8 protein-coding genes and 1 pseudogene are annotated in these 12,354 nt (G+C 65.1%); 3 read left to right on the top strand and 6 right to left on the bottom strand.

The window, feature by feature from the left end; translation table 11 throughout:
* The 3 genes from V7066_RS19780 to V7066_RS19770 form a co-directional block, all read right to left on the bottom strand.
* Window positions 1-1,380: aldehyde dehydrogenase family protein (locus V7066_RS19780; RefSeq protein ID WP_334184694.1), on the bottom strand; the 1,380-nt coding region annotated here is incomplete at its 3' end.
* A 10-nt stretch (window positions 1,381-1,390) separates the two neighbouring features.
* Window positions 1,391-2,635 carry a cytochrome P450 gene (locus tag V7066_RS19775; RefSeq protein WP_334184693.1) on the bottom strand — a complete coding sequence of 415 codons (1,245 nt, stop codon included), beginning with the start codon at window positions 2,633-2,635 and terminating at the stop codon, window positions 1,391-1,393.
* A gap of 14 nt (window positions 2,636-2,649) precedes the next feature.
* The gene (locus V7066_RS19770; protein ID WP_334184692.1) at window positions 2,650-4,908 is read right to left on the bottom strand and encodes a TonB-dependent receptor; all 2,259 of its coding nucleotides are present in this window, start codon (window positions 4,906-4,908) and stop codon (window positions 2,650-2,652) included.
* A 249-nt stretch (window positions 4,909-5,157) separates the two neighbouring features.
* Between V7066_RS19770 and V7066_RS19765 the strand changes: the two genes are divergently transcribed.
* From V7066_RS19765 to V7066_RS19755, 3 genes are all read left to right on the top strand, one after another.
* Window positions 5,158-6,678 carry an acyl-CoA synthetase gene (locus V7066_RS19765; RefSeq protein WP_334184691.1) on the top strand — a complete coding sequence of 507 codons (1,521 nt, stop codon included), beginning with the start codon at window positions 5,158-5,160 and terminating at the stop codon, window positions 6,676-6,678.
* 23 nt (window positions 6,679-6,701) lie between these two features.
* A complete protein-coding gene (locus V7066_RS19760; RefSeq protein ID WP_334184690.1) occupies window positions 6,702-7,862 on the top strand; it encodes an acyl-CoA dehydrogenase family protein in 1,161 nt (386 codons plus the stop codon).
* Between the two features lie 167 nt (window positions 7,863-8,029).
* On the top strand, window positions 8,030-8,917 hold the full coding sequence (locus tag V7066_RS19755) for a helix-turn-helix transcriptional regulator (protein WP_334184689.1): 888 nt from the start codon (window positions 8,030-8,032) through the stop codon (window positions 8,915-8,917).
* Between the two features lie 186 nt (window positions 8,918-9,103).
* Here the strand turns inward: V7066_RS19755 and V7066_RS19750 are convergent.
* The 3 genes and pseudogenes from V7066_RS19750 to V7066_RS19740 form a co-directional block, all read right to left on the bottom strand.
* Window positions 9,104-9,418: pseudogene (locus V7066_RS19750) on the bottom strand (linalool dehydratase/isomerase domain-containing protein); the annotation flags it as partial.
* Between the two features lie 164 nt (window positions 9,419-9,582).
* Window positions 9,583-11,160 carry a DHA2 family efflux MFS transporter permease subunit gene (locus V7066_RS19745; RefSeq protein WP_334184688.1) on the bottom strand — a complete coding sequence of 526 codons (1,578 nt, stop codon included), beginning with the start codon at window positions 11,158-11,160 and terminating at the stop codon, window positions 9,583-9,585.
* Between the two features lie 26 nt (window positions 11,161-11,186).
* Window positions 11,187-12,353: an HlyD family secretion protein gene (locus V7066_RS19740; protein ID WP_334184687.1), complete on the bottom strand. Its 1,167-nt coding sequence runs from the start codon at window positions 12,351-12,353 to the stop codon at window positions 11,187-11,189.
* Window position 12,354 lies beyond the last annotated feature (1 nt).

Raw genomic sequence — 12,354 nt, 5'->3', positions numbered from 1 at the left:
GGGGTCGGCCAGCATCACGCAGTTGACGAAGACCGTCCCGGCCTCGATCGCGGCGGCGGCCTTGTGGGCGAGGCTGAGGTCGCGGGTGAAGACATGGGCGGCGAGCCCGAAAGTGCTGTCGTTGGCCGCTGCAATTGCCTCCTCGATATCGTCGAAAGGCGCGGTGGCGAGCACCGGACCGAAGACTTCCTCGCGCATCACTTCGGCATCGGCGGGAACATCCCGCAGCACGGTGGGCGCGTGGTAATAGCCCTGCCGGGGCAGTGCGGCGGAGGAGGGCATGGCCTCGATCCCCGCCGCCTTGGCCCGTTCAACGAAGCCCGAGACGCGGGCATGCTGGCGAGCGCTGATGAGCGGTCCCAACTGGCTGGTGCGGTCGGCGCTCGGTCCCAGTTTCTGGGCGCTGCCAACAGCGGCGATACCTTCCAGAACTTCGTCGTAGACCGAACGGTGCACATAGAGCCGCGTGCCCGCGTAGCAGACCTGTCCCGAGTTGAAGAAGCAGCCCATCGCCGCTTGCGGGATCGCGGCGGCAAGGTCGGCATCGGCGCAGATGACCGAGGGGGACTTGCCGCCCAGTTCCAGCGTCACGCGCTTCAGGTCCGGGACCGAGGCGGCCAGGATCGCCTGTCCGGTCGCGGTCGAGCCGGTGAAGGCCACTTTGGCCACGCGGGGGTGCGCGGCAAGCGCCGCGCCGGTCGCGCCGTCGCCGGTGACGACGCCGAGCACGCCCTCCGGCAAGCCCGCCTGCCGGGCCAGTTCCACCAGCCGCAGCGCGCTCAGCGGCGTCTCGGGCGCGGGCTTGAGAACGACCGTGCAGCCTGCCGCGAGAGCCGGGGCGATCTTCCACATGGCCAGCACCAGCGGGAAGTTCCACGGCGTGATCGCCGCCACCACGCCGACCGGCTCGCGGCGGGAATAGACGTGGTATTCGCCCGGCGTCGCCGAAAGCGTCCCGGCCCGGCCCGCCAGCTTGGACGGCCAGCCCGCATAGACGCGCAGCCAGGCGATCGCCGCCGGAATATCGACCGTCTCGACGATGGCGACGGGCTTGCCGGTGTCGAGCGCCTCCAGCGCGGCCAGACGCGGCAGGTCGGCCTCCATCGCATCGGCCAGTCTGTGCAGCAGGCGTTCGCGCGCCAGCGGGGCCAGCCCGCGCCAACCTGGCGCGCGAAATGCCCGACACGCGGCTTCGACGACCTGATCGACATCAGCGGGAGACGCGAGCGGGATCGCCGCGAATGTCTCGCCCCGGCAGGGATCGATATCCGGAAGCGTCGCCGCGGCAAACAGCGGCTCTCCCCCGGCCCGCAAAGAAAGGTCCGGGAGCACAAGGCCTTCGAATCCGTGAAGCCCCCCGGAATCTTGAAAGAATGTCACGGTGATCTCCTCAGGCGGGGGTCAGGACGACGTCCAGGTTCTTCAGTCCGTTGATGAAGTTGGACCGGAACCGGCGCGGCGGCGATTGCACCGCGAAGGCGGCGACCCGCTCGGCAAGGATGCCGAAGGCCACCCGCAGCTGCATTTCCGCAAGGCGCGAGCCGACGCAGACATGCTGGCCGGTGCCGAAGCCCAGGTGCTGGATATTGCCGCGCCCGATGTCGAAGCGGTGGGGATCGGGAAACACGCTCTCGTCGCGGTTGGCGGCAATGTACCACATGACCACCTTGTCGCCCTTCGCGATGGCCTGACCGCCGATCACGGTGTCCGCCATGGCGGTGCGGCGCATGTGCATGACCGGGCTGGCATGGCGCACCATCTCGCGCACGGCGTTCTTGAGCAGGTCCGGCTCGGCCCGGATGCGGTCCCACTGGTCGGGATTTTCAGCGAAGGCGACCACGCTGTGGCTGAGCGAATTGCGCGTCGTCTCGTTGGCGCCGACCAGCGCGAGGATCATGTTGCCGATGAACTCGCGCAGCGTGACCGGGGCCCCGTTCACTTCCATCGTCGCCAGCAGGGTGGCGAGGTCCTGCCCCGGCCTGGCCCGGCGCTCCTCGAACAATTGCCCGCAGAAGGCCATGAATTCGCCGAGAATCCCCGCCATCGCTTCGGGTGACTGGCGGAAGTCCGGATCGTCCTCGCCGACGAAGGCATTGGTCCAGTCGTAGAGCTTGACCCACATGTCGGCGGGGAGATCGAACAGCTCGCACAGGGTCAGCAGCGGCAACGGCGCCGAGAGCAGGGGTACCAGATTGACGGTCTCCCCCAGCGGAATCTTCGCCACCAGCGCCAGGCAGCGCTCGCGGATACGTTCCTCGATCCCGGCAAGGCGACCCGGGGCTACGGCAGGCATGATGAACTTGCGATACTGGGTATGCGTGGGTGGATCGATCGAGATGAAGGGAATGCCGATGGCGGATTCCCCGGCCCCGGTCAGGCCCACGTCGTTCTCGTTGAAGATGCGGTGCCCGCCGTTCTCATGGGCCGAGGAGAACAGCGCGGGGTTGCGCGAGACCTCGACGATATCGGCGTAGCGGGTAAGTGACCAGAAGCCCGCGCCGTCGTTTTCCGGGTTCCAGTAGACCGGCTGTTCGCGGCGCAAGTGCTCGAACACGTCGTGCGGCGCACGGTCCAGATAGAGATCGGGATTCTTGAGGTCGGGAGCGGAAAGCGACGGAGCGGGGGCTGCATTCATGGCCGGAGGTTCCCTCAGAAGCTGAGGCGCGCGGTCACGCCGTACGTGCGCGGCGCAGCGGGGACGAGCAGGTTGTAGTTGAAGCCTGCACCGCGCAGATCGAGACCGTAGGCGAGGACCTTGCGGTTGAAGGCGTTGTTGATCCAGGTACGGATCTGAACGTTGTCGTGGTTCCAGACGAGCGCGGCATCGACCTTTGCATAACCGCCCTGCTGCAATTCGGAATTGACCTGGCCGGTCCCCGCCACGTCCGTCGTGTTGAACGGCGAGAAGTACTGGCGGCTGAAGTAATTGACCGAGGGCGAGAACGTGACGGTATCCGAACCGGCATCGATCACCTTCCAGTCGAAGCCGAACTGCGCGGTCCACCGGGGTGCGAACGGCAGGGCATTGCCGGAAAGGTCGACGCCCTGCAGGGTCAGGTCCTTGTAGGTCGCATGGAGATAGCCCGCCGAGGCATTGATGACGAAGCCCGGTGCCGCGCGCAGCGTCGCTTCCACTTCGCCGCCGTAGACTTGCGCCTTGGGGGCATTGACGAGGATGTTGACCGGGCCGGCGCGCAAGTCCTGCACCTGCTGGTTGGTGTAGTCGTAGTAGAACCCGGCGGCGGAAAGCGTCAGGGCATTGCCCAGCAGGCGCCCCTTCACGCCCGCCTCGTAGGCATTGACGCGCTCCGGCTCGACGTAGTTGACGCCCGCCGACGAAGTGTAGCTGCCGCCGTTGAACGCGCCCGAACGATAGCCCCGGCTGTAGCTGGCATAGACCAGCATGCCGTTGTCGAACGTATAGCTGAGCGCGGCGCGGCCGGTCAGGGCGTTGTTCTTGCCGTCGAGGTTGAAGCGGGCATTGGGATCGTAGGCGCAAGTGCCGGGCGCGGTATCGCATGGCACAGTGGTGGCGATCGGCGTCATCGCATCGTCCACGCCGCCCGCGAACAGGAAGGCGTAACCGTCGCGGTACTTGGCGCGATCCCAGGTATAGCGCGCGCCAAGGGTCAGCACGAGCTTGTCGGTCAGGTCGTAGTCGCCCTGAAGGAATACCGCATAGGATCGACGGTCTTGGCGGTAGTGCTGGAAGAACCCGCCGTCGACGCCCGCGCCAAGTGCGCTGCCGATGTTGAAGCGGTTGTCGGTGACGGTGCGGTCCCAGCCATAGAACAGGCCGCCGACCAGCTTAAGCGAGTCGCCTTCGTAGTTGATCCGGGTTTCCTCGCTGAACTGACGGAACTTTGACTTCCAGTGGATGTCCAGCACGTCCTGCGGCGATCCGTCGGCGGCCTGGGCGAGGTCGAGCTTGCCGCCGTCGTAGGACGTGATCGAGGTCAGCGTGACCGTAGGGCTCAGTTCGAGCGAGACGTTGGCCGCCGCGCCCCAGGCATTGGTGCGGCTGAGGCCGACGCGGTTCTCGTTCACTTCGAAGAAGCCCAGTCCCGAGGCGGCGCGCTCGCTGGGGATGCCGAGCGGCGTTGCCTGCGTGCCGCGGTCGCGTCCGGCATAGGCGCGGATCTTGATGTCGAGCGCGCCGTCGCCGGGCTTTGCGCGCAGGGCCACGCGGCCCTGCAGCGTGTTCACGCTGTTGGCATCGGGACCGCCGGGATAGACGTTCCTGATCTGGCCGTCGCCCTTCTCGTAATTGACCGCCGCGCGCACGCCGAGCTGGTCCTCGACCATGGTGGTCTCGATCGCGCCCTGGGCCTTGAACGTGTTGAAGTTGCCGTAGCCGGCCTCGACGTAGCCCTCGGTGCCTTTCAGCTTGGGCTGGCGGGTGATGAAGTTGATCGCGCCGCCGGTGGTATTGCGGCCGAACAGGGTGCCCTGCGGGCCGCGCAGCACTTCCACGCGGTCCAGGTCGAACAGGCCCATCCCGTGGCTGGTGCGCGCGGCGATATAGACGTCGTCGATATAGACGCCGACGGGAGAGGCCTGGTTGGCATTGAACTCGTTGGCTACGCTGATGCCGCGCAGCGAGAAGTTGGGTTGGGTGCGACCGAAGGAGCTGCTGACCTGCAGGTTTGGCACTGCCGTGGCCAGCGAGGCGGAATTGGAAATCCCCTTGGTTTCAAGGGTGTCTCCGCCCAGCGCGGAAATGGCGAGAGGGACATCGAGCAGCGATTGCGAACGGCGCTGCGCCGTCACGATGATATCGCCTGCACCCGTCTGCTGCGGCATTTGTGCCGTCTCTTGCGGTGCCGGAGCGGCTTCCTGTGCGACTGCGATGTTGGAAACGCCGCAGCACAGGACGGCGGATGCAATTCTCCCGGCGGTGATTTTCATGTGTACCTCTCCTCCCGTGCCCCGTTTTTCTTCGAGGGGGCTTGTCGGGTTGGCTCATTGGTAACGAACGCTCGCCCGATTGGCTTTACCCGCGCTTGATGCCGATTTTGGCATTTCTTGCGCTTGTCTTGAGCTGGAGCGGCTCAGGGTCTCAGTGTCGCGATCGAGCCGGGCCGCAGAGCCCGCAGCCAGTCCGGGACGGCCCTGCAAAAGAGGCCCGCCGGTATCGACCGCGGAGAGATTTCAACCATGCATCCCAGGCATTTCGCTATCAGCCATGCCAGTCGCCCGGCGCTCGTCATTCCCGAGACGGGTGAGACCGTGACCTATGGCGAGCTGGAATCGGCCGCCAACCGCGGCGCCCATCTCCTGCGCTGTATCGGGTGCAAGCGGGGCGACGTCATCGCGGTGCTCATGGACAATGAAAGCGCGATCTTTGAAGTCAGCTGGGCGGCGCAGCGCATCGGCCTCTACCTGACCAGCATTTCCACGAAGCTAAGCACGGTCGATATCGTGTATATTCTGAAGGACGCCAATGCGCGTGTGTTGGTCACCTCGGACCGGCTGGCTCCCCTTGCGGCGGAAGCTCTGCGCGAGGTTCCGGGTGTCGCGGGTTATGCCGTGAATGGTCCCGCCGAGGGGCTGGCCAGCTGGCGGGATGAAGCGTCGCATTGCTCCGAAACGCCGGTGCCGGATGAAAGCGCGGGCACGGACATGCTCTACTCCTCCGGCACGACCGGGCGCCCAAAGGGCGTAAAACCGCGGCTTCCGCAAGGAGCGCTGGATGAAACGACTGCGCTGGAGACGATGGGGACCCGTCTGTACGACATGAGCGAGGACACGATCTATCTGTCGACCTCGCCGCTCTATCATGCCGCGCCGCTGCGCTGGGCGATGACCATCAACCGGCTTGGCGGCACGGTGGTCGTCATGTCGTACTTCGATGCGGAGGCGGCTCTGGCCATGATCGAAGCGCACAAGATCACCCATGCCACCTGGGTGCCGACGCACTTCGTGAGACTGCTCAAACTGCCGCCCGAAGTCCGCACCCGCCACGACCATTCCTCGCTGCGCGCGGTGATCCACGCCGCCGCGCCCTGTCCGGTCGCGGTCAAGCAGGCGATGATCGACTGGTGGGGACCGATCGTTCACGAGTATTATTCGGGCACTGAATGCTGCGGCATCACCGCGCTGGCCTCGGACGAGTGGCTGAAAAGACCGGGCTCGGTCGGCAAGGCCGTGCTGGGCAATGTCCGGATTCTCGGCCCGGACGGCGAGGAACTGCCCACCGGCGAGACCGGCGATGTCTATTTCGCCGACGGTCCCGCTTTCGTCTACCACAACGATCCGGAAAAGACCGCTGCGGCCATCAATGCACGGGGCTGGGCGACGCTTGGCGACGTTGGGCATGTCGATCGGGACGGCTATCTCTATCTGACCGACCGTCGCAGTTTCATGATCATCTCGGGCGGGGTGAACATCTACCCGCAGGAGATCGAGAACTGCCTCGTCACCCACCCCAAGGTTGCCGATGTCGCGGTGATCGGCGTGCCGGACGAGGATATGGGCGAAGTGGTCATGGCGGTCGTGCAACTCGCGCCGGACGCGGTCGCGGGGCCTGAGCTGGCGGACGAACTGGCGCGCTTCACCCGCTGCGCGCTTGGCGGGGTCAAGACGCCCAAGGCATTCGAATTCCGGGACGAACTGCCGCGCGAGCCGACCGGCAAGCTCATGAAGCGCAGGCTCATCGACGAATTCCGCGCTGCATGAGCCGCGGAATGCAGGGCTGACGCATGGAACGTCTCATCTTCGAAGCCGAGCACGACATGTTCCGCGCCTCAGTCGCCCGCTTCATGGCCGCCGAAATCGCCCCGCATGCCGCATGCTGGAGGAACGAGGGGATCGTCGACCGGGAAGCCTATCTGAAAGCCGGGGCAGCGGGGCTGCTCTGCCTTTGGGCGGATACCGCCCATGGCGGCGCGGGAATCGAGGACCTGCGTTTCGATCAGATCGTTATCGAGGAGAACGTGAGGGGCGGGGAGACAGGGTTCTATCTCCATCTCCACAGCAATCTCGTGGCGCCATACATCGCGAAGCTTGGCGTGGCTGCTCTGCGCGACCGGCTGATGCCGAAGATCGTTGCAGGGCAGACGATCCTTGCCATCGCCATGACCGAAGCGGGCGGGGGAAGCGATCTGCGCGCAATCCAGACTAAAGCGGCGCGCGACGGGGAGGGCTGGCGGCTCAATGGCGCCAAGACCTATATCTCCAACGGCATTCTTGCAGATGCCGTGGTCGTCGCGGCACGAACCGGGGAGGCGCGTGGCGGGCAGATCGGCCTCTTCGTGGTCGAGCGCGGGATGGCGGGTTTCGAGCGTGGACGCAGGCTCGGCAAGATGGGGCTCGCCGCGCAGGACACCGCCGAGATATTCCTGAGCGATGTGCAGGTTCCCGCTGAAAACCTGCTCGGCGATCCCGTGCTCGGCCTTGCCGTGCTGATCGAATTTCTGGCGACGGAGCGCCTGATCGCGGCCATCGCCAGCATGGCAGCGGCGCAGACGGCCTTGGCGTTGACCATGGACTTCGTGAAGACCCGGCTCGCGTTCGGTCGCCCGGTCGGCCTGTTCCAGCATAACCGCTTTCGTCTGGCGGCGCTGAAGGCCCGGATCGACGCTGCGCAGGTTTTCGTGGATCGACTTGTGCTGCTGGCCAACGCGGGGCAGCTTTCGGGAGAAGACGCCGCTGCCGCCAAGCTAATCGCCAGCGAGCTGGAGGGCGAAATGGCCGACCTTGGCGTGCAACTGCATGGCGGCGCCGGGTACATGGACGAATTCCGGATCAGCCGGATGTATACCGATGCACGGATCAGTCGCATCTTTGCCGGATCGAACGAGATCATGCTGGAGATCATCGCCCGCGGCATGGGGCTCGACGAGCGGGACTGGCCGCGATGAGATCAAGAAATGCAAAAATCGATGCAAATTTTTGACAAGGCATCCCGGCGTGAATTGAGGTATCCATCTCGGATCGAAAGAGCAGCCTGACTGCCGAGACGGGAAGAGGAATGGATACGCATGAGCGTTCCTGACGGGTATTCGCGGCCCATGTGGAGGCTGCGATGATGGCGCGAACCGGCGTGGAAACGCCCCATGTCTGGCACGGCGAGGCCATTATCGCCGACACCTTGAAGCGCGGCCCGGAAGTCAGCCTGGCATCGACCGATGGCCGCTGGCGTTTCAGCCGCTGGCGCCAGTTCGTCGGCAGTTACGCTCTGCCGGGGCTGCCGGACCCGCTGTTCGTCGTCCAGCTTGCGGGCAAGACCAGCGTGCGGACCTGGGACCGGGACGGGTGGAGCGAGGATGCGTCCTATCCCGGCGCGGCGACCATCGTGCCTGCCACGATGGCGACGCGCTGGCTGGTCGATGGTGAACTCGATGTCGTGACGCTCAGCATAGATGCGGACGAACTGCGCTCTGCGGCGGTGCTCGACCAATTCTCCCACATGCGCTTTGCTTTCAACGATCCGCTCGGCTCGGCGCTGTCCAGGCAGATCCTGTCCGAGCTCTATGAGCCGGAATCGGGCGCGCGCGATATCTACGTGGCGTCTCTGATCGACGCGCTGAAGCACCATATGATGCGCGGTCCGCGAAAAACGCTCGCCACGGACTTTCCGACCTCGGCTTTCTCTTCCTATCGCATCCATCACATCATGGATTCGGTGAGGCAGAAACCCGAAGCCGAGCACAATCTGGAAAGCATGGCTGCGAAGGCCGGGATCACCCCCTCTCACTTTTGCCGGGTGTTTCGTAAGGCGACGAACATGACGCCGCACCAATTCGTTCTCAAGGTGCGGCTCGAGCGAGCCGAGCAACTTCTCTCGCAATCTGCCACGCCAATGAACGCAATTGCCGAAATGCTCGGATTTAGCAGTCAGAGCAGCTTCAATCGCGCTTTCCTGAGATTTGCCGGAGAAACACCTTCCAGCTATCGCAATCGGCGGCTAGCCTGAGGACGGCTTCTGACGTCGGCCGGTCCGTCGTGGAAAGCGAGCGTTCCGGCGAAGTTGAGTTAGCGGGTCGCGGAAAAATCCGTCGTCAGGCAGGTTGACCGTCATCCCACGTCCACCGCGGGATTGCGGGAACTCCAGCGATGGGCTTTCGATGAGGCTGCAATGGCGCCTTGTCCTGATGCTTGCCTACAGCGATCGCTCGCAGGGGAACCAGCCGAGATCGTAGCGGCGGAAGTTCTTCACCACTTCGTCCAGCAAAGTCTCGTGGCTGTAGCCGAACGCGGTTCTGTCGTCCCAACGGAAGGTCAGCGTGTCCTTGCCCGCGAAAGGCGACGTGCCGCTGGCCGTCTCGAACAGCCCCAGCGAAACGCCGAGAAAACCCGATAGCATGATGTTGTCGGTGCTGACCGGGTTCTTCTCGACCTTGAAATTGCCCCAGAGGCTTTCCCAGAACCAGTAGTTCCAGGTCTTGCGGTCGACGTGCTTGCGGATCAGGTCATCGGAACCATGGCCTGATCGCCCGCGAGATGCTCAGACTGCAACTTGTGAGCCAGACTTATCGTCCAGCGCTACGCCGCGAATGGCAGCCGGGCGGCTGCGGCATCGCTCGACATAGGCATCCAAGACTTTGTCCGCCGGGAAAGCACGCTTGGGCGTTTCACCTATCAATGCCCACCGCTGGTATCGATCGGTCCCTTGGGCTTGGGTGCGAGCCAGATCAGTGTGGCCGCAAAAGCGAAGCAGACGGTGATGATCGCAAACATGTCGAGCGTCGCCAGCATCACGCTTTGTCCCTCGACGATGTTCGTCAGCGTGGCGGTCGCCCCTTCATGGCTCATACCCCCGGACACGAAGCCGTCGATGGTCTGATTGGCGCTGGTCATCGCGCCGGCCAGTTCGGTCTGGTTCTCGCGCGCGGAATCGGACCAGCCGGTCTGGACCAGGGACGTCGCAATGGCGCCGCCCATCGTGCGCATGAAGTTGGAGAGGCCCGCTGCGCTAGCCTGTTCCTCTGGATTCACGCTGGCCATGGCGATGCCGGTGACAGGCACGAACAGCATAACCATGAAGGGCCCGGTCAGCAGCGTCGGGATCGCCATTTGCAGGAACGTCACGTCCTGGTTGAAGCCCATGCGCCACGCGGTCATCCCGCCGAGGCCGATGAGGCCGATCGAGACGATCATCCGGGGGTCGAAACGGTTGACCGCCACCCCCACCGCCGGGGCCGAAGCGATGGCGAGCAGGCCCATGATTCCGGTCGCATAACCTGCCCATGTCGAGGTGTAGCCCATGTTCTGCTGGAGCCAGAGCGGCAGGATCACGATACTGGCAAAGAAGGCCCCGAAACCCGCAGCGAAGGTGACGGCGGAGGCTGTGAAGCCCCGGTGGCGGAAGATCTTCAGGTCTACCACCGGGTTCTTCTCGGTGATCTCCCAGATCAGGAAGGCAACGAAGCCCAGCGCGGCGATCACGGCCAGCGCGCAGATCTCGGGCGAGGCGAACCAGTCGTGATTACGGCCCTCGTCGAGCATGATCTGGAATGCGCCGACCCAGACGATCAGCAGCGCGAATCCCACCTTGTCGATCGAGGCCTTCTGGCGCGGATCGGGCTGGCCCTTGAGCAGGAAGATCGTCAGCAGGCCACCCGCGGCAGCGACCACGGCGGGCAGCAGGAAGATGTCGTTCCAGCGCAGATTGTCGCAGATCACCCCGCCCAGGATCGGCCCCGCAACCGGGCCGACCAGCGTGGTCATGGCCCATAGTACGGTGCCTTGCGTGGCTTTTTCCGGCGGGAACACACGCAGCAGCAGAAGCTGGGAAAGCGGCATGATCGGCCCGCCGACAAGGCCCAGCATCACGCGCCCGCCCACGAGCATCCCCAGCGAGGTGGAGAGGCCGCAGAATACCGAAAGCACTGCGAAAGCGAGGTAGCAGGCGATGAACACCCGCTGCGCGCCGAACCGCATGGCGAGCCAGCCGGTCAGCGGCACGGTGATCGCCTCGGCCACGGCATAGGAAGTGATGACCCAGGTGCCCTGCGTCGAGGAGACGCCAAGCGCACCGGATATCGTCGAGATAGAGACATTGGCGATGCTGGTATCGAGCACGACGAGGAAATTGCCGAGCCCGATGGCAAGCGCTGCAAGGAACAGCTTGCCGCCGGTCAGCGGGCCTGCCGGTTCGCGCGCGGTGAACGCGGAGAAGGCGCCGCCCCCCCTTGGGGCGACTGCGGATTGGCTCATGATGCGTGGCCTCCCGAAGGCTCAGGTCAGTTGGAAACGTCGATATCCGCGTCCATCGAAAGGCCGACGCGCAGGGGGTGCTGTTCAAGTTCCTTCGGATCGAGCGCGATGCGCACCGGCAGGCGCTGCACCACCTTGATCCAGTTGCCGGTGGCGTTCTGCGCGGGCACGACCGCGAAAGCCGCGCCGGTGCCGCCGGAGAAGCCGACGACCTTGCCGTGAAACGCGACATCGTCGCCGTAGAGATCGCTCACCAGCGTCACGTTCTGGCCGGGGCGGACCTTGGCGAGCTGGATTTCCTTGAAGTTCGCATCGACGTAGGCGGCCTTGATCGGCACCACCGACATCAGCGCCTGACCTGCCTGTACGCGCTGGCCCGTCTGAACCTGCCGCTTTGAGACGACGCCGTCGATCGGGGCGCGGATCACCATGCGGGCCAGATCGACGCGGGCCTGATCGCGCACAGCGCGGGCGGCGAGGACTTCGGGGTTGGTCTCCACGGTCGCATTCTCGACCAGCGCGCCGGTCGCGTCGCGGTCGCCGACCATGGCGGCGCGGTCTGCCCGGGCGGCGGCGCGGGCGGCTTCGCTGGCGTGCAAGCTGGCCTGCGCGGTCTCGAAGGCATTGCGCGCGGTCGTCACTTCGTCGCCGGAGACCGAACCCGAAGCGACTAGGCCCTGACGGCGCTGAAGGTCGATCCGTGCCTTTTCGAGCGAACTTTTCGCAGAGGCATAATTCGCCTCGGCCTGAAGCTGCGCTGCCTCGCGCGAGGCGATCTGCGCGCCGAGGCCAGTGACGGTGGCCATCGTGCCGCGCACCTTGCGCTCGGTGCGGGCAAGCTCGGCTTCGGCCTTGGCAAGCGCGATGCGGGCGTCGGTATCGTCGAGCCGGACCAGCACGTCGCCCTTTTTCACATGAACGGTATCGTCCACCAGCACTTCGGCGACCGGGCCGCCGACCAGCGGCGTCACTTGCGCGACATTGGCCCCGACATAGGCATTGTCGGTTTCGACATGGCGGGAGGCCACGAACGTCTCGTAGGCCCAGACACCGCCGCCGAGCACGGCAACCACAGCCGCCATCGTGGCGAAGGCGCGCTTGCGCTTGGCTTTGCGGGCGGCCTCTTCGGCGGGGCTTTCGAAATCGACATCGGCCTGCGCTTCGGCGGCTTCGGGGTGAGCGTGAGTGTTCATT

The organism is Novosphingobium sp., assembly GCF_036820275.1.
Classification (GTDB): Bacteria; Pseudomonadota; Alphaproteobacteria; order Sphingomonadales; family Sphingomonadaceae; genus Novosphingobium.
Note: the sequence above shows the minus strand (reverse complement) of the source record. Positions and strands in the feature narration are given on the sequence as shown.